The following is a 23,319-nucleotide window of genomic DNA, read 5'->3' on the forward strand; positions in this document are numbered from 1 at the left end:
AAACGGGCAATTTATGTTGCCAATTTGTAATTATAAAAATCTGCTGACGCGATTCTTTTATGAGATATCTCACAAAAACAGCGCGATAGGGTAGGAATGCAGCCCTGTGATTGTAGTTTTTAACAATAAATTTACTTATCAAAAACAGTGTAATTACAGGAGCAGGTCATGACAGTACCCGTACAACATCCGATGTATATTGATGGTCAGTTTGTTGCCTGGCAGGGTGATGCCTGGATTGATGTGATCAACCCGGCAACCGAAGAGGTCATTTCCCGTATTCCCGACGGTCGCGCTGAAGACGCGCGTAAAGCTATCGAGGCCGCTGACCGCGCCCAGGCCGACTGGGAAGCACTGCCTGCTATTCAGCGTGCCAACTGGCTACGGAAAATTTCAGCGGGTATTCGCGAGCGCGCCAGTGAAATTAGCGCCTTAATCGTGGCCGAAGGCGGGAAAATTCAGCAGCTGGCGGAAGTCGAGGTGGCATTTACTGCCGACTATATCGACTACATGGCCGAGTGGGCGCGCCGCTACGAAGGAGAAATCATCCAGAGTGACAGACCTGGCGAGAATATCCTGGTCTTTAAACGCGCGCTTGGCGTGACCACCGGCATTCTGCCGTGGAACTTCCCGTTCTTCCTGATTGCCCGCAAGCTCGCGCCAGCGTTGCTGACCGGCAACACCATTGTTATCAAACCGAGCGAGTTCACCCCAAATAACGCCATTGCCTTTGCCAAAATTGTGGATGAAATCGGCTTGCCGAAAGGGGTGTTTAACCTCGTTCTGGGGCGTGGTGAAACCGTGGGCCAGGAGTTGGCGGGCAACCCGAAAGTGGCGATGGTGAGCATGACGGGCAGCGTCGGTGCCGGTGAGAAAATCATGGCCGCCGCCGCGAAAAACATCACTAAGGTTGGCCTGGAGCTGGGCGGTAAAGCGCCAGCCATCGTGATGGACGATGCGAACCTGGAGCTGGCCGTGAAGGCGATTGTTGATTCGCGTGTGATCAATACCGGGCAGGTGTGTAACTGTGCCGAGCGTGTTTATGTGCAGAAGGGCATTTACGACCGCTTTGTGAACCGTCTGGGCGAGGCGATGAAATCCGTGCAGTTTGGTAACCCGGCAGAACGCAATGACATTGCGATAGGGCCGCTTATCAACGCCGCCGCGCTTGAACGCGTGGAACAAAAAGTGGCGCGTGCGGTACAGGAAGGGGCAAAAGTGGTACTCGGCGGAAAAGCGATTGAAGGTAAAGGTTATTACTACCCGCCAACACTGCTGCTGGATGTCCGTCAGGAGATGACCATCATGCATGAAGAAACCTTCGGCCCGGTGCTGCCCGTAGTGGTCTTCGACACGCTGGAAGAGGCGCTGAAGATGGCGAACGACAGCGATTACGGTTTGACTTCCTCTATTTATACGCAGGATCTGAATGTCGCGATGAAGGCCATCAAAGGGCTGAAGTTTGGCGAAACCTATATCAACCGCGAAAACTTTGAAGCAATGCAGGGCTTCCACGCGGGCTGGCGCAAGTCCGGGATTGGTGGGGCCGATGGTAAACACGGTCTGAACGAGTATCTGCAAACTCAGGTGGTTTATTTGCAGTCATAAGCGAAAACCCCCTCGCAATTGCAGAGGGGGTTTTTATTTTACAGTGCGGCGTATTTATCCAGCGTGCGTACCAGTTGGGTGACAAAGCCATATTCGTTGTCGTACCAGGCAACGGTTTTCACCAGCTGTACATCCCCTGCATCCGTCACTTCCGTCTGGGTGGCGTCAAACACCGAACCAAAATGTGAACCGATAACATCGGATGAGACGATCTCTTCGTCGGTGTAGCCAAACGAGTCGTTATCCCTGGTGGCCTGTTTCAGCGCCTGGTGGATATCTTCTACCGTGACCTTTTTATCCAGAATGGACACCAGTTCAGTGACTGAGCCGGTTTTGACCGGCACGCGCTGGGCGTGGCCTTTCAGCTTGCCGCTCAGGGCCGGGATCACCAGCCCAATCGCTTTGGCGGCACCGGTAGTGTGCGGGATGATATTTTCCGCCGCCGCACGTGAAGCGCGAAGATCTTTGCCGCGCGGGCCATCGACCAGCGCCTGTGTCCCGGTATAGGCGTGAATAGTGGTCATGGTACCCACTTTAATGCCGAACGCGTCATGGAGGGCTTTTGCCATCGGCGCAAGGCAGTTGGTGGTGCAGGATGCCACGGAAATAATGGTATCGCTGGCAGTGATAGTGTCGTCGTTGACGTTGAACACAATGGTTTTCATCTCACCCGCGGGGGCAGAAATCAGCACTTTTTTAGCACCCGCATTCAGGTGCGCTTTTGATTTCTCTTCAGAGGTATAAAAACCGGTGCATTCCACGACGAGATCCACACCCGCAGCCTTCCACGGAATATGCTGCGCCTCTTTTTCGGCATACACCGAAATGGATTTTCCGTCGACAATCAGCGAGTCTTCTGTGAAATCAACGCTCCACGGAAAACCACCGTAGTTAGAATCATGTTTGAGCAGATAGGCCAGCACTTTGGGGGAGGTGAGGTCATTGATGGCAACCACGCTGTTGCTGTCCTGGGTTTCGAGTAGGCGACGCAATACAAGACGTCCAATGCGACCAAATCCGTTAATACCAATTTTACTCATGGCTTTCTCCTGGTGAATCTGTCGAAGTGACAGTTTGAACTCATCCAGGCTTAGACCATGAAACCCGCGCAGGCAATTGAAGATATGTCATGCGTCGGGAAACATTTGAAAAACCATACAGAAAAGTTAATGAATTTTTAAGGAAAGCTGGTTATGTTGGCCGTAAATTCGTTTTTTCTCAGGAAATCATATGCGCACTAAATATACGGGCCTGCAAATTGGCATCCACTGGATGGTGTTTATGTTGGTCATAGTGGCCTACTGTGCCATGGAATTCAGAGGCTTATTCCCGCGTACCGCCCGCCCAGCGATCAACATGATCCACGTCTCCTGCGGCATTTCTATCCTGGTTCTGATGTGTGCTCGTTTGCTGATGCGCCTTAAACATCCGGCGCCACCTATTCAGCCAAAACCAAAGGCCATGATCACCGGTTTATCCCACCTGGGGCATCTGGCGGTGTATCTGCTGTTTATGGTGCTGCCGGTTATTGGCCTGACCATGATGTATTTCCGTGGCAACGACTGGTATGCCTTTGGTCTGGTTATGCCTCACGCGGCAGAAGCGAATTTTGACCGGGTCGACTCGCTCAAAGAGTGGCACTCCATTCTGGCAAATACCGGGTATTTCCTCATTGGTATTCACGCTCTGGCGGCGTTAATCCACCACTATTTCTGGAAAGACAATACGCTGCTGCGCATGATGCCGAAGAAACGTCAGTGACACCCGCAGTGGGAAAACTGCGCAAGGTACTCCTCGCGACCGGTATCGGCCATTTTGTCGAATGGTTTGACGTTGGCCTTTACGGCACGCTGGCGGGGATTATCGGTATGCAATTTTTTCATACCGACAGCCCGGGCGTAGCGCTGCTCTCATCGTTTGCGGTGTTTGGCGCAGGGTTCATTATGCGCCCGCTCGGCGGGCTGTTTTTCGGTTCGCTTGGCGATCGCATTGGCCGGCAGAAAGTGCTGGCCACGGTCATTTTACTTACCTCGGGCGCGACCTTCGTGATGGGGATTTTACCCACCTGGTCGCAACTGGGGGTAAGCGCCACCGTTTTACTGGTGCTCACCCGCCTGGTTCAGGGATTCGCAGTCGGCGGTGAAAGTGCAGGGGCAACCGCATTTTTGGCCGAATACGCGCCAGCTAACCGCCGCGGCTATTTCACCAGCTGGACAGACAGCTTCGGTTTTTTGGCGTTTGTCGCAGGCTCCGGGCTGGTGTTCCTTCTGACGGCTGTGCTGGGTGAAAGCGCAATGAATGACTGGGGCTGGCGCATTCCTTTTCTGATTGCTGGCCCGCTCGGGATTGTGGGGCTGTATCTGCGTCTTTACCTTCAGGATTCCCCTGAATTTCTGGCCGCGCTGAAAAGCGGAAAAACCGACGCAGCACCCCTTCATTCCGTGGTGAGACATTCCCGGGCTGCTCTGCTGTTTTGTGCCGGCTTTATGGTCATCAAGGCGGTGGGACACTGGACGTTGCAAACCTTTATTCCTCACTATCTTTCGGGTGCAATGGCGTATTCGCAGCGGGATGCCTACGCGATAACTACTCTTGGATTATTTGCGATTGTCCTTCTGATACCGCTGATGGGGTGGTTATCCGATCGCGTGGGCCGTAAACCATTGATGCTGGTAGGCTGCGGCGGATTAATCGTCTTTACCTTGCCTGCCATGATGCTGATGGCGCGTGGGGATATGGCCTCTGCCGTGTTGGCAATGTTGATCCTTGGGGGCTTTATCGCGGCGTTTGATGGCGCGAGCAGTGCGGCAATGGCCGAGCTTTTTCCGACCCGCGTGCGTTTTGGTGGTATGGCGATGGCCGGGAATATTGTGGCGGCGCTGCTGGGTGGGTTCACACCGTGGTTTTCGGTGTATCTGATGACGATCACCGGTAACCCATTTTCTCCTGCCGGGTATGTCATCGCTGCTGCGTTAATCACCTTGCTGACGGTGATGCGGGCGAAAGAAACAGCCGGTAAACCGCTACCGCGGTAAGAGTAACCTGCGGAAAACCGCAGGTTACCGCAGAGGTTATTTTTGCAGGTGAGCGCGCTCGCCTGCGGTTAATGCCAGCGGCTGCGTGGTGCCGGTTTCGGAAGAGGTCACCGCGGCTTCCAGTACGGCCATCACCGCCAGCGCTTCAACCGGGTGAACCGGGTTTTCGATTTCACCGTTCAGTGCATTACGCACGTTAATGTAATACTGGCGCTGATCGCCTTTTGGCGTGCTAACCGCGTGCGGCTCGCCGTTGGCATCAAACAGCACCATGTTATCGCTGTCTTCACCCCAGGTGTCGCTGCCAGGGATGACGCCTGCCAGAAGCTGCGCTTCCTGCTGGTCGATTCTGGCTTTAACCACGCTTGCCTTATCACCGTGAACCGTAAAGCGCGACGTGCCACCGGCAACCAGCATACTGCAATGCAGAACCACTTTATGTTCCGGGTAATTTAATACCACATGCGCCCAGTCGTTAATTTCTGCGCCTGCGCGAAGGGTGGCGATATTGCCCTGCACTGACTGCGGCAGGCCAAACAGTTGCAACGTCTGGTCAATCAGGTGTGGCCCGATATCAAACCACAGGCCGCTGCCCGGCACGTTTTGTTCTCTCCAGCGCACGCGAACTTCCGGGCGGAAGCGGTCAATGTGAGACTCAAAATGCTTCACTTTACCGATTTGACCCTGCCCGATAACCTGCTTAATACCGAGGAAATCGCTATCCCAGCGGCGGTTATGGAAGACTGACAGCAGTAACTGTTTTTCCGCTGCCAGTGCGATCAGATCACGCGCTTCCTGCATGTCGAGGGTAAAGGGTTTATCCACCACCACATGCTTACCACTGTTCAGGGCAAGCGTTGCCAGCGGCGCGTGGGTTGCGTTAGGGGAGGCGATCACCACCAGATCGATATCCGGGTGCTGAATAGCTTCTTCAGGTGTGGCCACCACGATGGCATCCGGGATATCGCGTTTGACCTTTTCTTCGTCGCGGGAAGAGACAACCGCCAGCTTCAGGCCATCGACGGACTGGATCAGCGGCGCGTGGAAGGTTTTTCCCACGAACCCATAGCCGATCAGCGCAATGTTGATTGTCTTACCGTTTCGAGCGACAACTTTATTCATGACCATCTCCACATTATTAAGCATCTGCAAGAGTGACTTGTAGTGCGCTGTTGTCCCCAAGCTCTGCCCAGGGACGATCTAAGAACAATTGATGAATGTCGGCTAACCCGGAAACCAGGTAAGGCTCGCAGTGGTTGAGTTTCAGGTGATCGGCAACGATCCAGTGCTCACGGCTGGCTGCCAGCATGGCCCGTTTTACGTCAGCATCGGCTTCTTTGCTGGCACTCAGCCCCAACTGAGGGTGAATGGCGCAGGCACCAAGGATGGCGATATCCGCCCGGTAGCGTGACAGCAGTGAAAGGGTGGCGCTACCGGCAAACAGGCGCTGTTTCTGATCCCACTGGCCCCCGAGCAGAATGAGTTCGATGTCTGCACGGTCGCTGAAATGCTGGGCAATATCCAGCGAGGTGGTGATGACCTTCAGCGGCCCCTGAAGAAAGGTGGCGACGGCCATTACCGTGCTTCCCGCATCAAGAAACAGGGTTGAGCCCTCAGGTACGCTCTCTGCAACCTTTTTGCCAAGCTGCTGCTTGGTTTTGGGCAGTAATGTATTTCTGCTCTGGCGGTTCATCGCCGACAGATCGAGGGCAATGGCGCCACCGTGGTTCTTTTGCGCCAGCCCCTGATTCTCAAGGTCTGTAAGATCCCGGCGAACGGTGTCCGCAGAAACCTGCAATTTTTCAACGAGGTCGCTGATACTGACTTGACCATTTTCACTAATAATATCAAGCAAGTATTTCTGACGAGCGGTTTTATGCATCTGTGTTCAATCCTGCAAAATATCGCAATAAGTCGCATATTACAGCATTTTGCCGGAAACCCATAAGAAACCGACGGTTTACAGGGAATGAATAACAAATTACTATACCCCCCTATAGTATCAGGAGGGCGTATGCCGCATTCACCCGCAGATAAAAAACGAATCCTCACTCGCGTCCGGCGCATCCGTGGGCAGGTTGACGCCCTGGAACGTGCGCTGGAATCCGGCGAGCCCTGTCTGGCCATCCTGCAACAAATCGCCGCCGTGCGCGGTGCTGCAAATGGTCTGATGGGCGAAATGGTCGAAATTCACCTCAAAGATGAGCTGGTGACGGGGGAGACAACCCCGGACCAGCGGGCAGTCAGAATGGCAGAAGTCGGCCATTTGCTGCGCTCTTATCTAAAATAAACCCACAGACCTCACAACAAGGGAAAGACATTATGAAATCTCGCGCTGCTGTCGCATTTGGCCCAGGCCAGCCGTTGAAAATCGTCGAAATTGACGTTGCGCCGCCGAAAAAAGGCGAAGTATTAATTAAAATCACCCACACCGGCGTGTGCCATACGGATGCGTTCACCCTGTCTGGTGATGATCCTGAAGGCGTATTCCCGGCGGTACTTGGCCATGAAGGCGGCGGTGTTGTGGTTGAAGTGGGGGAAGGCGTTACCAGCCTGAAACCTGGCGATCACGTTATTCCGCTGTACACCGCAGAATGTGGCGAGTGTAAGTTCTGTAAATCCGGCAAAACCAACCTCTGTCAGGCCGTGCGTGCCACCCAGGGTAAAGGACTGATGCCAGACGGAACAACCCGTTTCTCCTACAACGGTGAGCCGATTTATCACTATATGGGCACCAGTACCTTCAGCGAATACACCGTATGCGCCGAGATTTCCCTGGCCAAAGTGAACCCGCAGGCACCGCTGGATAAAGTGTGTCTGCTGGGTTGTGGTGTAACCACCGGTATCGGTGCGGTACACAATACGGCGAAAGTGAAAGAGGGTGATACCGTGGCGGTGTTCGGCCTGGGCGGGATTGGTCTGGCGGTTATCCAGGGTGCGGTGCAGGCAAAAGCCGGTCGTATCATTGCGGTGGATACCAACCCGGAAAAATTCAAGCTGGCCGGTGAAATGGGCGCGACCGATTTCGTTAACCCGAAAGATTACGAAAAGCCGGTTCAGGACGTGATTGTTGAGCTGACCGACGGCGGCGTTGATTTCAGCTTTGAATGTATCGGTAATGTCAACGTGATGCGTTCTGCGCTTGAATGCTGCCATAAAGGCTGGGGCGAAAGCATCATCATTGGTGTGGCTGGTGCAGGTCAGGAGATCCGCACACGTCCATTCCAGCTGGTGACGGGCCGCGTATGGCGCGGCTCTGCGTTCGGTGGTGTGAAAGGCCGTACCCAGCTGCCGGGAATGGTTGAAGATGCCATGAGCGGAAAGATTCAGCTCGATCCGTTCATTACCTACCGTCTGCCGTTAGAGCAGATCAACGAAGCGTTTGACCTGATGCACGAAGGTAAATCGATCCGTACCGTCATCCATTTCGGCGACAACTAATTATTCTGCCAGCGGTTTTTGCCGCTGGCATTTCTTTAATAATCTTCTCGAAACTGTGACCTGGCTGGCGATTTTAGCCGTAATCAAATTCCCCGCTGTGCCGATGACTATTTTACAGGCGTGTTTTTACGCATCTTACCTATAAGAGAGTCGACGGTCATGGACAACACAACTTCGATGCAGGCACAGCACAAGCTGAGCTTCTTGCATCACATCAGGCTGGTTCCGCTGTTTTCCTCCATTCTCGGTGGCATTATTCTTCTGTTTGCCTTGAGCTCCGGTCTGGCGGGTTACTTCCTTTTAAAAGCTGACACCGATCAGCAGGATGTCACATCCGAAATTCAGGTTCGTCTGGGGTTATCGAACAGTTCAAACCACTTACGCACCGCCCGTATCAATATGATCCACGCGGGTGCGGCGAGCCGTATCGCCGAAATGGATGCAATGAAGCAGAACATCCACGAGGCGGAAACGCGCATTAAACAATCCCAGGACAGTTTTGCGGTGTATATGAATCGCGCGGTTCGCACCCCGGCAGATGAAGCCCTGGACGCGGATCTGAAAGCGCGTTACGACGCCTACGTTGCCGGGCTCCAGCCGATGCTAAAATATGCCAAAAATGGCATGTTCGAAGCCATTATCAACCACGAAAACGAAACTGCACGTCCGCTGGATGACGGGTATAACGAGGTGCTGATGAAGGCGATTAAAATCCGTACCGATCGCGCGAATGCACTGACGGCACAGGCACATACTCGCACGCAGATGGGGCTGATGTTTATGGTCGGCGCCTTTGCGCTGGCGCTGGCGCTGACGGCGGTGACATTTATTGTGCTGCGCCGCACGGTGATTAACCCACTTCAGCGTGCTGCTAAGCGCATTGAGAATATCGCTAAAGGCGATCTGACGATGCCGGACGACGCAACTGGCCGCAGCGAAATTGGCCGTCTGACGCGTGACCTGCAAACTATGCAGCACTCGCTGGTGACGACCGTGGGTACGGTTCGCCAGGGGGCGGAAGAAATCTATCGAGGAACCAGCGAGATTTCTGCCGGCAATACCGATCTCTCGTCACGCACCGAGCAGCAGGCGGCCGCCATTGAGCAGACTGCAGCCAGCATGGAGCAACTGACTGCTACCGTGAAGCAGAACGCCGATAACGCACACCATGCCAGCAAACTGGCGGAAGATGCTTCCGGTAAAGCCAGCCGTGGCGGCCAGATGGTGTCCGGCGTGGTGAAAACCATGGGCAATATCTCTACCAGCTCGAAGAAAATCTCTGAAATCACCGCGGTGATTAACAGCATCGCTTTCCAGACCAATATTCTGGCGCTTAACGCCGCAGTGGAAGCTGCACGCGCCGGTGAGCAGGGGCGTGGTTTTGCGGTGGTGGCGAGTGAAGTTCGTACCCTGGCAAGCCGCAGTGCGAACGCAGCGAAAGAGATTGAAAGCCTGATCAACGAATCCGTGTCGCTGATTGACCAGGGCTCTGGTGAAGTGGTTGCCGCAGGTAACACCATGAATGAAATCGTCGAAGCCGTTAAGCGCGTCACCGACATCATGCTGGAGATTGCTGCGGCTTCCGATGAGCAAAGCCGTGGTATTGTGCAGGTGAGCCAGGCCATCTCTGAGATGGATAAAGTGACCCAGCAGAACGCCTCGCTGGTGGAAGAAGCCTCTGCGGCGGCAGCGTCTCTGGAAGAACAGGGCGCACGTCTGACCGAGGCGGTTGGTGCGTTTCGTCTGAACGGAGCGAAGGCGGGCCGTGCGCAAGCCTCTGCACCCGTGGCGAAAAATGTGCCTATGCGTCCGGCAGCGACGGTTTCCGGGGATAACTGGGAAACGTTCTGAGTCGCCAGCAGTGTTGGGTGGCGCTTCGCTTACCCGACCTACAAAACCAGGCCTGTAGGCCCGCGTAAGCGAAGCGCCACCGGGCAAAAAAAAGGGACCGAAAGGTCCCTTTTTTCATCCGTTACTGCTTATCCGGCAACGCATACGCGATGATGTAATCACCCCGATCCGGTGACTGACGTGCGCCACCTGCGTTAATGATGACGTACTGTTTACCGGTTTTCGGTGAAACGTAGGTCATCGGGCCAGACTGGCTGCCAACCGGCAGACGGTCTTTCCAGAGCTCTTTCCCGGTTGCGGTATCAAACGCGCGCAGGTAGAAGTCCTGAGTACCTGCGAAGAACAGCAGGCCAGACTGTGTAGAGAGCGATGCACCAAGCGTAGGCATCCCGATTGGGATAGGCATGTGCATACGGATCCCCAGCGGACCCGTGTCTTCCACGGTGCCAACCGGAACCTGCCACACAAGCTTACCGGTTTTCAGATCCACCGCAGACATGGTACCAAACGGTGGTTTCTGGCACGGAATACCCAGAGGCGACAGGAAACGCTCACGCATAGCGCCGAACGGCGTGCCGTCCATTGGCACGATACCCATCTCGATCCCGCTGGCATTTTTCGCAACGTTTGCACGTGGAACCATGTAGTTAGCCAGGCCCAGGCGCATATCATTCACGAACATCAGGCTGTTGTTCGGGTCAACGGAAACGCTGCCCCAGTTCATCCCACCCAACGAGCCAGGGAACTGCAATGAACGGTCAAGACCCGGCGGGGTGAAGACCCCCTGATGACGCATCTCTTTAAACTGGATACGGCACAGCAGCATATCGACCGGTGTGGCACCCCACATGTCGGATTCCGTCAGTGTCTGGTTGCCGATCATCGGCATCCCTACGGAGTACGGCTGAGTCGGGGAGTAACGTTCGCCTTCCACATTACCAGCAGGAACCGGGCGCTCTTCAACCTTCGCAACAGGTTCACCTGTTTCGCGGTTGAGCATGAAGATCATGCCTTGTTTACTGGTCTGGACCAGCACAGGTGTGGTGCCGCCTTTACCGTCTGGCAGGTCATACAGCAGCGGTTGAGATGGCAGGTCGAAATCCCACAGGTCGTGATGCGTGGTCTGGAAATGCCAGCGCACCTGGCCGGTGGTTGCATCAACGGCGACGATAGACGAGCTGTATTTATCATCCAGCGCGGTACGTTCACCCGCCCAGAAATCTGGCGTGGCGTTACCGGTTGGCAGATAGATAAGGTTCAGTTTTGCGTCGTAAGACATCGCAGACCAGACGTTCGGCGTACCGCGCGTGTAGGTCTGGCCTTCCGGCGGCAGGCCGGTCAGGTTCGGATTACCCGGATCCCATGCCCAGGCCAGTTTACCGGTGTGAACATCATAAGCGCGCACAACGCCCGGCGGTTCGCCAGTGGAGAAGTTATCGGCCACGCGTCCACCGACCACCACCACATTACCCGCCACCAGTGGCGTAGAGGTTTGCTGGTAGTAACCCGGTTTGATGTCACCCATGCCCACGCTCAGGTCAACGATGCCGTGGTCGCCAAAGTCTTCGCAGACTTTGCCGTTGTCGGCATTGATGGCAATCAGACGCGCATCGGTGGTTGGCAGGAACAGACGACGGGAGCAGGCCGCAGGCGACGTTTCTGCCTGTGACGTTGTCACGTTGTTGTGGTCTTCAAAATAACCCAGACCACGGCAACGCTGCCAGTTTGGCGCGGTGGCTTTGGAATCATAACGCCATTTTTCTTTACCGGAATCCACATCCAGGGCCAGCACTTTGCTGTACGGGGTACAGACATACAACGTGTCGCCAACCTGGAGAGGGGTATTCTGATCTTCAGCGCCGGAGCCGTTGCTCTGCGGGATATCGCCCGTATGAGCAACCCAGGCTACTTTCAGATCGCCGATGTTTTGCTTGTTGATCTGATCCAGTGCGGCAAAGCGGTCACCGTGGGTGGTGTTACCCCAGTGTTCCCAGTTTTTTTGCTGCTCGCCAGGAGCGACAGGTTTAACCGGAACCGGCTCGTTGGCAGTAACCAGAGTTTGCGGTTTAAACATCCAGCCGAAACTTGCCAGCATGGCAACGGCCAGCACCGCGGCGATACCGAATGGAGCGGATTTTCTGACGGGCGCATTGCTGTTTGCCGCGCGCAGGAAAGGCCAGACAATCGCGCACAGGAACGCCAGCACCGCAAAAGTAAACAGGCGCGAGAAGAGCGGCCAGAAATCCCAGCCTGCATCGCTGACGGCCCAGAACAGTGATGCAATAAACGCGATGGCGTAAAGCACAATGCCGCTGGTGCGGTTAGTGAAAATCAGTCCCGCAGCGATGACCATCACCACGCCCATTATCAGGAAGTACCAACTTCCGCCTACTGTGGCGAGCTTGAAGCCCAAGCCGCCGACTGCCAGACCGATGAGTGCCATCAATCCGGCAAGGAGCCACTGCAGGATACGAGGTAACCCACGCGGCGCGCTGCCAAATGCCATTTCTGTCTCCTTAAATACTCTCGTCTTTTCAGGTCTGTGCTGTGCGGCTCTGTACCAAATGGGTAAATAAAGACGAGGGTTATGGTAGTTTTTACGCTAATGATTGCGTCATATAGCGCAGGAATTCACAGGTAACAAACGGCTTGTGAACCATTTGGTGAATTCTCGACTATGATAAAACTGTTAAATTGTTTTACGCAATTGTTAATGAAAGATTTCGCATTATTTGATTAGAAAATAGATCAAACCCGCCTCGACGGCGGGTTAAGGGAAAAGGTGCTAAAGGAGCATCAGGCAGGCATTGACTTGCGAATAGCGCTGAGCAGCGTCTGTGTGCCTGTTGAAAGTGGGATATCGACGCGGGTCAGAATACCGATAGGCTCTCCGGCTCCGGGCGATGTGACCGGTAGCGCCGTGAGCGTGCCGTGACGTAAATCGTCTTTCACCGCACCCGAAGGCACAAACCACACATAGTCGAAATCAACCGTCAGCTGGCGTGAAAGGGAAGCTGACAGGGTTTCGATACAGCCTGTTGGCAGGGTGCAGCCCTGTAGCTGCAACAACGCTTCGGCGTTCTGACGCGGGACTGTACCTTTTGGTGACACCACCACTGGCCACTCCATGACGCGGCTTAAGGTGACGGTATCCTGCAACAACGGGTGGTTTGGCCGAACGACAAGCTTGAGCGATTCCAGGAACAACAGTTCATAGTTAAGACCCGTCATCAGTTCCGGGTCGGACATTCGACCGATCCCCAGATCCAGTTCACCAGATTTGAGCCCCGCAAGCAGCATGGTGTTACTCATGGTCGCAACCTGAATCGTGGTGTGCTTTTGCTGCTTATGAAACTGGCCAATTACGGCAGGCAGAATGCCCAGCGCCGCCGTTGGCAGCGCGCCCACGCGAACAATTTCGCTGGTGTGGTCGTCTTTGCGGTTTAACGCCTGGCCTGCGGTGTTGAGTGCATCCAGGACTTTCACAGCGTGGGTCAGAAATTGCTCGCCCACGAGCGTGAGCTGTGCGCCCAGGCGGCCTCTGTCAAACAGCCGGGTTCCGGTAAGTTGTTCCAGCTCGTTGAGTGTTTTAGACAGTGCGGGCTGACTTAGGTTAAGAGTTTCAGCCGCTCGCCCCAGCGTTCCCTGTTGAGCGACGGCCACAAATGTATGCAAATGGCGCAAGCGTATGCGCTGACTGAACTGACCATTTTTTTCCATAGGCGATGTTAAAAACAGAGCGATGCGGGTGACAAGTTAAGTTGTTTAATTTTGATAACCTGATAGCAAAATATTTTTAACATTTGATCTATTTGAGTTACAAGCTGTTTTTCAACTGACCGATTTTACTCCCGCACGCAATAACCTGAATTCACACCCGAAAGTACAGCCTTTAACCACTCATCTGCCTGGATCACAATTTGTAAATTCTTCCCGCCAACCAGGACGGGCTTCTCTACACTCCAGGTAATATTCACTGGAGGCATGACATCATGGCGAACACCATCACGGCTGATGATATTCGGGAACACTTTTCGCAGGCTATGTCGGCGATGTACCAGCAGGAAGTTCCGCAGTACGGCACGTTACTTGAACTGGTTGCCGACGTTAACCTGGCCGTTCTGGAAAACAATCCCCTGTTACATGAACAACTGGCGAACGCAGATGAACTGGCGCGCCTGAACGTTGAACGGCATGGCGCGATCCGTGTTGGCACGGCGCTTGAGCTGTCCACACTACGCCGGATGTTTGCGATTATGGGGATGTTCCCCGTCAGCTATTACGACCTTTCCCAGGCGGGTGTACCCGTCCACTCAACGGCTTTCCGCCCGATTGATGATGACGCGTTGTCCCGCAATCCGTTTCGTATTTTTACCTCGCTGCTGCGCCTGGAGCTGATAGAAAACGTCGCACTGCGTGAACGCGCCACGCAAATTCTGGCGAGCAGGAATATCTTTACCCCGCGCTGTCTGGCGCTGATTGAATTGTATGAGTCAGAAGGGGGATTTACAGAGGCGCAGGCCCGCGAGTTTGTGACAGAGGCGATTGAAACCTTCCGCTGGCACCGCCACGCCACGGTTGACCAGGAAACCTATCTGGCACTGAGCAATGAACACCGGCTGATTGCTGATGTGGTCTGTTTCCCGGGATGCCACATTAATCACCTGACCCCTCGCACGCTGGATATTGACCGCGCGCAGGAGCTGATGCCGAAATACGGCATTGAACCGAAAATCCTGATTGAAGGTCCGCCGCGCCGCGAAGTGCCGATTTTACTGCGCCAGACCAGTTTCAAAGCCCTTGAAGAGCCGGTGCTGTTTTCCGGTGAACATCTGGGCACTCATACTGCCCGTTTTGGTGAAATTGAACAGCGCGGCGTGGCGCTGACGCCGAAAGGCCGCGAGCTGTACGATAGCCTTCTTGGGCAGGCCGGTACGGGAAAAGACAACCTGACGCACCAGCTGCATCTGCAAGAGGTGTTCAGCGCCTTCCCGGACAGCGAAATGTTCCTGCGACGTCAGGAGCTGGCCTATTTCCGTTACCGTCTGACGCCTGCGGGTGAAGCGCATCGCCAGGCGTTCCGCCCGGGCGACGATCCGCAACCGCTGATCGAGCGGGGATGGATGGTCGCTCAGCCGATTACCTACGAAGATTTCCTGCCAGTGAGTGCGGCGGGCATTTTCCAGTCAAATCTTGGGAATGAAACTCAGGCGCGTAGCCACGGAAACGCCAGCCGCGATGCGTTTGAAGCCGCGCTTGGTTGTGCGGTCTATGACGAGTTTACGTTGTACCAGGAGGCGGAAGCGCGCAGCAAACACCGTTGCGGTTTGCTCTGAAAACGTTACTCTGCGGGGGTGTGACGGAAAAAGAAGGTTAGTATGCAAAATCCCTCCGCCCCTGTGGTTGAAACGCGCCAGGGCGCACTCGCTGGTTTTACCGATGAGGATGTACACGTGTGGAGCGGAATTCCTTACGCCGCTCCGCCTGTGGGCGCATGGCGCTGGCGTTCCCCGCAACCTCCCGCCGCCTGGGAAGGGCTGCGCTCCGCTACGACGTTTTCTGCATCAAGCTGGCAAAGCAGCGAGTATTGTCAGGAGCTGGGCGGTGGCGATCCGGGCCAGTTCTCCGAAGATTGTCTCTATCTGAATGTCTGGTCGCCGGTTGCACGTACCACGCCGCTGCCGGTGATGGTCTGGCTGCATGGTGGTGGCTTTACCATTGGGGCCGGCGGGCTTCCTCCCTATAACGGCAAAGCGCTGGCAAGACGTGATGTGGTGGTGGTGACCATCAATTATCGCCTTGGGCATCTGGGTTTCTTCGCCCATCCGGCTCTTGCCGGGGAAGAGAACCAGGTGGTGCACAATTTTGCTCTACTGGACCAAATCGCTGCGCTGAACTGGGTGCGGGACAATATTGCGGCCTTTGGCGGCGATCCGAGTTCGATAACCCTGTTCGGTGAATCTGCTGGCGCGCGAAGCGTGCTGTCGCTGCTGGCCTCTCCGCTGGCAGGCGGACTTTTCCATAAAGCGATTGTGCAGAGCGGTTACACCTTACCGGACACGCCGCGCGAACAGGCGCTGCAAAAAGGCGAAGCACTGGCTGCCCATTTTGGTTTTGAAAACGCGACGGCAGAACAGCTGCGTGCCATTCCTCCTGAGGCGTTCTGGCCGCTGGCCTCGCCGCTGAATATCGCCCCGGCACCGGTAGTAGGCGATTGCGTGCTCCCTGAAGCGATGCTCGATGTGTTCTTTGCCGCCCGTCAGCATCCGGTTCCGGTGATGATTGGCTCAAACAGTGATGAAGCAAGCGTAATGGCGGTATTTGGGATCGATCTCGCCGGGCAAATTCAGAAGCTGCGCCGTGAACGCCGGTTTGGTCTGGGGTTAATTAAACTGCTTTATCCAGGTGTTAAAGGGGATGAAGAGCTTGGCAGACAGGTCTGTCGCGATATGGCATTTACCACCATGGGATTTGTGGTGATGCAGGCTCAGCAGCGTGTGGGGGCTCCGTGCTGGCGGTACTGGTTTGACTATGTTGCCGAAGCGGAACATGCCACCTATATCAACGGCGCCTGGCACGGTAACGAGGTGCCTTACGTGTTCGACACGCTGGGACAGGTGGAGTCGTCTCGTCATTATGTTAATTCCCGCGATATGCAGTTTTCTGCTCAGGTGGCTGACTACTGGGTGAGCTTCGCTCACCATGCCAGCAGCAGTCGTGACACGCTCCAGGGGCCGACCCACTGGCCTGCCTGCCGTAAAGGTCGGGATGTACTGTTACGGATCGGAGTGAATAAAAATGCAGGTTTCAGGCTTGAAAACCGCTTTATGCGCGCCCGCATGAGCCTCTTCAAACGGGTCATGAAGCACCACGTCAGTCTTGATTGAGGAGGCAGGAGCGAAACGCTGCGAGTCCGTTATCCTGACTATGCGACTCGCGTAACACCAGTCGGTAGCTCGCACCGGTTTTAATACTCGTCTCAAAAGGCCGCGTCAGCCGTCCGGCGCGGACATCTTCTTCCACCAGCGTTTCATCAGCAATGGCGATCCCAAGCCCCTGAATGGCTGCGGTGATGGCCAGATCCATCGTATCGAAGTGTTGATTTTTGAGCATGGCTTTAGGGGACAGCGCCTGTTTTGCCAGCCACAGCGACCAGTCTGTTTTGTCACGAGTGGGGTGAAGGAAGGTTAACGACTCAAGCTCTGCACCCGCGCGTAACGGGCTGATGACCGGCGTCAGTGCCTCTTCAAACAGCAGATCGCCTGCGCTCATGTGCGTGCCAAAAACAATGGCGGCATCGTAGGATTCGGTTTTGAAATTGACGTTGTGATCGGTGGTAGTGGTGAGCGCGATTTGCAGTTCGGGCTGCTCGCGCTCTACCTGTAACAAACGTGGGATCAGCCAGCGCATCGCGCAGGTTGGCGCTTTCAGTCGCACCACAGTTTGCTGCGCGCGAGCCTGCTCAGCCACGGTCAGCAGATGCTCAAAGGCGGATTGCAGCTCGGGAAGCAGGGCGCTTCCCTGGGGGGAAAGCCGCAGCCCACGGGCGTGACGCTCAAAAAGTGGAAAGCCGAACCAGGCCTCAAGTGCCGCAATTTTACGGCTTACAGCGCCCTGGGTCAGGCACAGCTCTTTTGCCGCATGGGTAAGATTCAGATGACGGGCCGTTTTTAAAAATGCGTCAACGGCATTAAGCGGGAAGGAACGGCGCGACATAGAACTCCTCAGGTATGCATTTTTCTCATGGCTATTATGACAACAATTCGTTTGTCGCCACAACCGACTTATTGTTTGAATAGTTATGCAATCTTTATGAGAAAGGAAAGATGATGACTTTGAGAACTCCGGTGCAAACCCGGTCAAAACTGCCTGATGTTGGCACCACGATTTTTACCGTTATTGGCCAGCTATCGGCACAACATAACGCCATCAACCTTTCTCAGGGCGCACCGAATTTTTCCTGTGACCCTAAACTGGTCGCCGGTGTCACCCGCGCCATGGAAGCCGGGCATAACCAGTATGCGGCGATGACCGGCCTTCAGACACTGAAAGAGCGGATTGCCGAGAAAATCGCAACGCTTTATGGCACGCAATATGATCCCGGTAGCGAAGTACTGGTCACGGCCAGCGCCAGCGAAGGGCTGTATTCGGCGATAAGTGGACTTGTGCATCCGGGTGACGAGGTTATTTACTTTGAACCGTCGTTTGATAGCTACGCGCCTATCGTGCGATTACAGGGTGCAACTCCTGTTGCCATTAAACTGACCGTGCCAGATTTTGCCGTGAACTGGGATGAAGTGCGCGCCGCCATCACCCCGAAAACACGGATGATCATCGTCAATACTCCGCACAACCCAAGCGGGCAGGTCTTCTCTGCGAACGATCTGCAACAGCTGGCGGCAGTCACACGTAATACCGATATCATTATTTTGTCTGACGAAGTGTACGAACACGTCGTCTTTGACGGCGAGCCACATCACGGGATGGCCACACACCCGCAGCTGGCGGAGCGCAGCGTCATTATTTCATCCTTCGGAAAAACCTATCACGTCACCGGATGGCGCGTCGGTTACTGTGTTGCACCGGCAGGGCTGATGGAAGAAATCTGCAAGGTCCATCAATTTTTAATGTTTTCTGCCGATACCCCAATGCAGCACGCATTTGCAGAACACATGACCGATCCGCAAACCTGGCTGTCACTGGCCGCGTTTTATCAGCGTAAACGCGACCTGCTGCAATCGCTGCTTGCAGAATCACCGTTCCGCTTGCTGCCAAGCGCCGGTTCATTCTTCCTGCTGGCGGATTACAGCCATTTTAGTGATGAAAGCGACAGTGACATGGTGAAGCGGTTGATTACCGAGTGCGGTGTTGCAACCATTCCGCTGTCGGCGTTTTATGCTGATGGCACAGATAATAAATTGATCCGTCTCTCTTTTGCGAAAGATGAGGCAACGTTACGGGCAGGTGCCCAGGCCCTGTGTCGGGTTAAACCACGCTAAGGAGTTTTACATGAAATTACGCGCGTTAGTTGTCGGCATGGGATTGCTGTGTACGTTCTCTTCTTTTGCCGCCACGGAGCTGCGTTACGGGCTGGAAGCAGAGTATCCACCGTTTGAAAGCCGTAATGCCTCAGGCGAGCTGGAAGGGTTCGACGTTGAGCTGGGCAATGCCATCTGTAAAGCGGCAGCGCTGAAATGTACCTGGGTTGAAACCTCGTTTGATGCGTTGATCCCGGGCCTTGTGGCGAAAAAATTTGATGCCATCAACTCGGCTATGAACATTACCGAGCAACGCCGCAAAAGCATTGATTTTACGCAGCCGATTTATCGCATTCCGTCACAGCTGGTGGGGAAAGCGGGCACGGCGGTAGAAGCAACGCCTGAAGGGCTGAAAGGTAAAACCATCGGGGTGTTGCAGGGCTCTATCCAGGAGACATACGCCAAAGAGCACTGGGAAAAGCAGGGTGTCACCGTGGTGTCTTATAAAGATCAGAACATGGCGTGGGGAGATTTGCTGAATGGCCGTATCGATGCCTCGTTAGTCATGTCCGCGGCCGGGCAGGCAGGTTTCCTGAGCAAGCCTCAGGGGAAAGGGTTTGGCTTTATCGGCAAACCGGTGTCTGACGACACTATCCTGGGCAGTGGGATCGGTTTTGGATTGCGCAAGGGGGATGAGGCCACCCAGAAGCAGCTTAATGCCGCGATTGATAAAGTACGTGCCGATGGCACGATCGCTAAACTCGCTGATAAGTACTTCCCGGGTATCGATGTCAGCGTAAAATAACCGCCTCGTTTTGCCCCGGCTGTCGATGTCCAGCCGGGGCATTTTTATTCCTGCGACTCTCATTTCCCCTCAGACTTGCCGCCTTGCGTGTTTAATGTCGTTACCTTTCTTTACGCCTCTTTCAGGCTGTTCCGGTCGACAGAAAATATTTCTCACTTTGCTCATATAATCACCCGGCAACAATTGGATTCTTAACCGTTTTTGTTTAGGCTGTGCGTTCTTTCTTGCCGTCATTTCGCCGAGTGCGAAACACATTCACACGACCATAAGGACGTTTTTCCAGGCATGAATCGCAGACGTTTTTTAAAAGGTTCGCTGGCAATGGCTGCCCTGAGCGGCACATCAGGCCTTGCTTCACTGTTTTCTAAAGCGGCATTCGCTGCTGACTCTGACATTGCTGACGGTCAGAGCCGACGTTTTGACTACTCCGTACTGCAATCCATGGCACATGACCTGGCAAAAACCCCGTGGGGTGGAGCACCGCGTCCGCTGCCGGAAACGCTGGCGAACATGACCCCGCAGGCGTACAACGCCATTCGCTACGACGAAAAACAGTCGCTGTGGAACAACATTGAAGGCCGTCAGCTCGACGTGCAGTTCTTCCATATGGGGATGGGTTTCCGCCGCCGTGTGCGTATGTTCTCGCTGGACTCGTCTACGTCTCAGGCGCGTGAGATCCACTTCCGTCCAGAGTTGTTCAGCTATAACGAGACGGACGTCGATACCAAACAGCTGCAAGGGCAGAGCGACCTCGGTTTTGCGGGCTTCCGCGCGTTCAAAGCGCCAGAGCTGGCACGCCGCGATATCGTTTCGTTCCTCGGCGCGAGCTATTTCCGCGCGGTTGACGACACCTACCAGTACGGTCTTTCTGCCCGTGGTCTGGCGGTTGATACCTTTACGGATACGCCGGAAGAGTTCCCGGATTTCACCTCATTCTGGTTTGAAACCGTGAAGCCTGGCGACACCACCTTTACCGTCTATACGCTGCTGGACAGCCCAAGCATTACCGGTGCCTACAAGTTTGTGATCCACTGCGAGAAAAGCCAGGTGATCATGGACGTCGAAAACCACCTCTATGCACGTAAAGACATCAAACAGCTTGGCATCGCCCCGATGACCAGCATGTTCAGCTGTGGGAATAACGAGCGCCGCATGTGCGACACCATTCACCCGCAAATCCATGACTCCGACCGTCTGGCGATGTGGCGTGGTAATGGCGAATGGATCTGCCGCCCGCTGAACAACCCGCAGAAACTGCAGTTCAATGCCTACATGGATAAAAACCCGAAAGGGTTCGGTCTGCTCCAGCTTGACCGCGATTTCTCGCACTATCAGGACATCATGGGCTGGTATAACAAACGCCCAAGCCTGTGGGTAGAGCCGCGTAACAACTGGGGTAAGGGGGCTGTTGGCCTGATGGAGATCCCGACAACCGGTGAAACACTGGATAACGTGGTCTGCTTCTGGCAGCCCGAAAAACCGGTGGAAGCGGGCGATGAGCTGGACTTCAAATATCGCCTGTACTGGAGCGCACAGCCTCCGGTGCGCTCGCCGCTGGCCAACGTCTTCGCGACCCGCACCGGTATGGGTGGGTTCCCTGAAGGCTGGGCGCCGGGCGAAAACTACCCGAAAACCTGGGCGCGTCGCTTTGCCATTGATTTTGTCGGTGGCGATCTGAAAGCCGCAGCGCCGAAGGGGATTGAGCCTGTGATTACACTTTCAAACGGTGAAGCGAAGCAGATTGAGATCCTCTACGTTGAGCCGTTCGATGGGTATCGTATCCTGTTTGACTGGTATCCAACGTCCGACTCAACGGAGCCGGTGGATATGCGGATGTTCCTGCGCTGCCAGGGGGATGCTATCAGTGAAACCTGGCTCTACCAGTACTTCCCGCCAGCACCGGATAAACGTAATTACGTTGACGACCGGGTTATGCGTTAGTCCTTGTGGGATTGTGCCGGGTAGCGCTAACGCTTACCCGGCCTACCAGACCTACCAGACCATTGAGAGTGATCATGTCTTCTGAAATCATCCCCGTTACCCACAACATCGATCTTCGTGCCGTCGAAGATCGCTACGCTGCCGAGTTGCACAACCTCGTCATCAAAAATAGAACCTTTCTGCAAACCGCATTCGACTGGGCGCAGCACGTGGGGACTGAAGACGACACCCGGCGCAACGTGCAGAGTAACCAGATGCTACACGCACGCGGTTACGCCAAAATGTTTCTTATTTTTCAGGACGATATTCTGGTGGGCGTGTTGTCGTTTAATGCCATTGAGCCGACCAACAAAACGGGCTACATCGGTTACTGGCTGGACGAGCATCACCAGAAGCAGGGGATTATTTCCCGGGCGTTACAGGCGTTTATGCACTATTACGCCAGCCGGGGCGAAGTCCGTCGCTTTGTGCTTAAGTGCCGCGTAGACAATGTCAGCAGCAATAAAGTCGCAATACGAAATGGCTTTACGCTTGAAGGTTGCCTGCGAGAGGCGGAATACCTTAATGGCCGCTTTGACGATGTGAACAGCTACGCCAGACTATTCCCGCTATAGCGCGCCCAGCAGGGGCGTGCGGGTAATTCGCTGATTGCCGTTAATCACCTTTTCGCCGCGCAGGTGGATGTTTTCCCCGGCAAAGGCTTCAATCACTGCATCATCGGTTATCTCTATTCGATGCTCGATCAGCACATCTCCGCTGATGCGTACGCGCCCCTGGATAACCACCTTATCGTCAATCATGATCGGCCCGCCCCGTAACCAGGCCTGGCCGCCGATAAGCACATGATGTTTTATCACGCAGTTGCCTTCGATGACGGCGTTTTCCGCCACCTGCGAGCTGTAGCGCAGCGTGGGGATGGCATCATCGTCTTTACCGGCAATCAGGCGGGCATTGCCGTACACTTTTGCACAGTCGCACACCCAGACGTTATTCAGGTCATTGCCTTCCAGAATGGCGTTTTCAAACACCTCGGCGCGGTGCTCAATGAAGGCGTAATTCACCAGGGCGTCTCCGTAGATTTGCGCCTGATGAACTACCCGGGACTGGCTCACGGTGGCGTTGCCGTAAATCTGTAAAAGCTGATCGTTGTCGGGGGTTAAGCCTTTTGCCGCGATGACCTGGCTGTGATGAAGGACACGGGCATTGCCAAATATGTGGCATTCACCACGAATATCAGAATGCTGAATGGTGACGTTGTCACTTATTCGTGGGCCGTGGCTGATTTGCGCGCCATCGACCCAGCAGTCGCCGCCAATCCAGGCGTTATGGCTTATCACGCAGGGCTGGGTTATCCGCGCATTGCCGAGCACTCTGGCGCCGCCAAAGACCACGCTGTTTTCGTCGTAGATCCAGCAATGGCCCTCCTGAGCGAGCGCGCGCTCATCGTCGACCCATCCGCCTTTTGTCCCGCTGACGATATCGTTAAAATCAGTGGTCGCGATAATCTGCCGCAGTGGGGTTGTGGTTTTGCTTTCGCCGTTTTGCCATTGCCAGAGGCGGATTTCGTCGCCAAGCCGATACTTTTTCATCGTATTATCCCTGATAAGCGTCTTAACTAAACGTAGCAAAGTTTAGGCGTTTCGAAATGCTGGCGCTCACC

At 54.8% G+C, this 23,319-nt stretch carries 19 protein-coding genes; 12 read left to right on the forward strand and 7 right to left on the reverse strand.

The annotated features are described in order from the left end of the window. Nucleotides 1–168: 168 nt before the first annotated feature. Nucleotides 169–1,608, forward strand: a complete 1,440-nt coding sequence (gene aldA, locus ACS603_RS11020) for an aldehyde dehydrogenase (RefSeq protein ID WP_474944248.1) — start codon at nucleotides 169–171, stop codon at nucleotides 1,606–1,608. A gap of 38 nt (nucleotides 1,609–1,646) precedes the next feature. Here aldA and gap read toward each other — a convergent pair whose 3' ends face one another. After that, nucleotides 1,647–2,648, reverse strand: a complete 1,002-nt coding sequence (gene gap / locus ACS603_RS11025) for a type I glyceraldehyde-3-phosphate dehydrogenase (protein WP_182061041.1) — start codon at nucleotides 2,646–2,648, stop codon at nucleotides 1,647–1,649. 190 nt (nucleotides 2,649–2,838) lie between these two features. Here gap and cybB point away from each other — a divergent pair, with 190 nt between their 5' ends. Next, complete coding sequence (gene cybB / locus ACS603_RS11030; protein WP_474944249.1) at nucleotides 2,839–3,369, forward strand: cytochrome b561; 531 nt, start codon at nucleotides 2,839–2,841, stop codon at nucleotides 3,367–3,369. After that, on the forward strand, nucleotides 3,366–4,643 hold the full coding sequence (locus ACS603_RS11035) for an MFS transporter (RefSeq protein ID WP_474944250.1): 1,278 nt from the start codon (nucleotides 3,366–3,368) through the stop codon (nucleotides 4,641–4,643). Before cybB ends, ACS603_RS11035 begins: the two co-directional genes overlap by 4 nt. A 36-nt stretch (nucleotides 4,644–4,679) precedes the next feature. Here the strand turns inward: ACS603_RS11035 and ACS603_RS11040 are convergent, their stop codons facing one another. After that, the gene (locus ACS603_RS11040; protein ID WP_395676420.1) at nucleotides 4,680–5,789 is read right to left on the reverse strand and encodes an oxidoreductase; all 1,110 of its coding nucleotides are present in this window, start codon (nucleotides 5,787–5,789) and stop codon (nucleotides 4,680–4,682) included. Then, complete coding sequence (locus ACS603_RS11045; RefSeq protein ID WP_182061049.1) at nucleotides 5,782–6,525, reverse strand: DeoR/GlpR family DNA-binding transcription regulator; 744 nt, start codon at nucleotides 6,523–6,525, stop codon at nucleotides 5,782–5,784. The genes ACS603_RS11040 and ACS603_RS11045 overlap by 8 nt, the downstream gene beginning before the upstream one ends. Nucleotides 6,526–6,657: 132 nt before the next feature. On the opposite strand from ACS603_RS11045, the gene ACS603_RS11050 reads away from it, so the two are divergent. From ACS603_RS11050 to ACS603_RS11060, 3 genes are all read left to right on the forward strand, one after another. Beyond that, on the forward strand, nucleotides 6,658–6,933 hold the full coding sequence (locus tag ACS603_RS11050) for a metal/formaldehyde-sensitive transcriptional repressor (RefSeq protein ID WP_006175178.1): 276 nt from the start codon (nucleotides 6,658–6,660) through the stop codon (nucleotides 6,931–6,933). A 32-nt stretch (nucleotides 6,934–6,965) separates the two neighbouring features. Further along, nucleotides 6,966–8,084: an S-(hydroxymethyl)glutathione dehydrogenase/class III alcohol dehydrogenase gene (locus ACS603_RS11055; protein ID WP_474944251.1), complete on the forward strand. Its 1,119-nt coding sequence runs from the start codon at nucleotides 6,966–6,968 to the stop codon at nucleotides 8,082–8,084. 159 nt (nucleotides 8,085–8,243) lie between these two features. Then, on the forward strand, nucleotides 8,244–9,935 hold the full coding sequence (locus tag ACS603_RS11060) for a methyl-accepting chemotaxis protein (protein WP_182061050.1): 1,692 nt from the start codon (nucleotides 8,244–8,246) through the stop codon (nucleotides 9,933–9,935). A 121-nt stretch (nucleotides 9,936–10,056) separates the two neighbouring features. On the opposite strand, the gene ACS603_RS11065 is transcribed toward ACS603_RS11060, so the two are convergent. Together ACS603_RS11065 and ACS603_RS11070 are read right to left on the reverse strand one after the other, a co-directional pair. Beyond that, entirely contained in the window at nucleotides 10,057–12,441 is a 2,385-nt protein-coding gene (locus ACS603_RS11065) for a membrane-bound PQQ-dependent dehydrogenase, glucose/quinate/shikimate family (RefSeq protein ID WP_182061051.1), read from the reverse strand. Nucleotides 12,442–12,731: 290 nt separating this feature from the next. Continuing rightward, nucleotides 12,732–13,655 (reverse strand): LysR substrate-binding domain-containing protein, encoded by a 924-nt coding sequence (locus ACS603_RS11070; protein WP_182061052.1) that lies wholly within the window; start codon nucleotides 13,653–13,655, stop codon nucleotides 12,732–12,734. A gap of 272 nt (nucleotides 13,656–13,927) precedes the next feature. On the opposite strand from ACS603_RS11070, the gene hglS reads away from it, so the two are divergent. Next, nucleotides 13,928–15,271 (forward strand): 2-oxoadipate dioxygenase/decarboxylase HglS, encoded by a 1,344-nt coding sequence (gene hglS, locus ACS603_RS11075; protein ID WP_474944252.1) that lies wholly within the window; start codon nucleotides 13,928–13,930, stop codon nucleotides 15,269–15,271. Between the two features lie 42 nt (nucleotides 15,272–15,313). Next, nucleotides 15,314–16,822 (forward strand): carboxylesterase/lipase family protein, encoded by a 1,509-nt coding sequence (locus ACS603_RS11080; RefSeq protein WP_474944253.1) that lies wholly within the window; start codon nucleotides 15,314–15,316, stop codon nucleotides 16,820–16,822. Here the strand turns inward: ACS603_RS11080 and ACS603_RS11085 are convergent. After that, the gene (locus ACS603_RS11085; protein WP_446493079.1) at nucleotides 16,809–17,651 is read right to left on the reverse strand and encodes a LysR family transcriptional regulator; all 843 of its coding nucleotides are present in this window, start codon (nucleotides 17,649–17,651) and stop codon (nucleotides 16,809–16,811) included. The genes ACS603_RS11080 and ACS603_RS11085 overlap by 14 nt on opposite strands. Nucleotides 17,652–17,764: 113 nt before the next feature. Here ACS603_RS11085 and ACS603_RS11090 point away from each other — a divergent pair, with 113 nt between their 5' ends. The 4 genes from ACS603_RS11090 to rimL all read left to right on the forward strand — a co-directional run bounded on the left by ACS603_RS11090 (nucleotide 17,765) and on the right by rimL (nucleotide 22,273). Further along, nucleotides 17,765–18,934, forward strand: coding sequence for a pyridoxal phosphate-dependent aminotransferase (locus ACS603_RS11090; RefSeq protein WP_182061056.1), 1,170 nt, complete (start codon nucleotides 17,765–17,767; stop codon nucleotides 18,932–18,934). Between the two features lie 10 nt (nucleotides 18,935–18,944). Further along, nucleotides 18,945–19,718 (forward strand): ABC transporter substrate-binding protein, encoded by a 774-nt coding sequence (locus tag ACS603_RS11095; RefSeq protein WP_182061057.1) that lies wholly within the window; start codon nucleotides 18,945–18,947, stop codon nucleotides 19,716–19,718. 285 nt (nucleotides 19,719–20,003) lie between these two features. After that, a complete protein-coding gene (locus tag ACS603_RS11100) occupies nucleotides 20,004–21,659 on the forward strand; it encodes a glucan biosynthesis protein D (protein ID WP_315688610.1) in 1,656 nt (551 codons plus the stop codon). A 74-nt stretch (nucleotides 21,660–21,733) separates the two neighbouring features. Then, nucleotides 21,734–22,273, forward strand: a complete 540-nt coding sequence (rimL, locus tag ACS603_RS11105; RefSeq protein WP_474944254.1) for a 50S ribosomal protein L7/L12-serine acetyltransferase — start codon at nucleotides 21,734–21,736, stop codon at nucleotides 22,271–22,273. Here rimL and ydcK read toward each other — a convergent pair. Beyond that, complete coding sequence (gene ydcK / locus ACS603_RS11110) at nucleotides 22,268–23,248, reverse strand: YdcK family protein (RefSeq protein ID WP_315688611.1); 981 nt, start codon at nucleotides 23,246–23,248, stop codon at nucleotides 22,268–22,270. The genes rimL and ydcK overlap by 6 nt on opposite strands. Between the last annotated feature and the right edge of the window lie 71 nt (nucleotides 23,249–23,319).

Source organism: Enterobacter sp. Li2LvB3 (assembly GCF_056156645.1).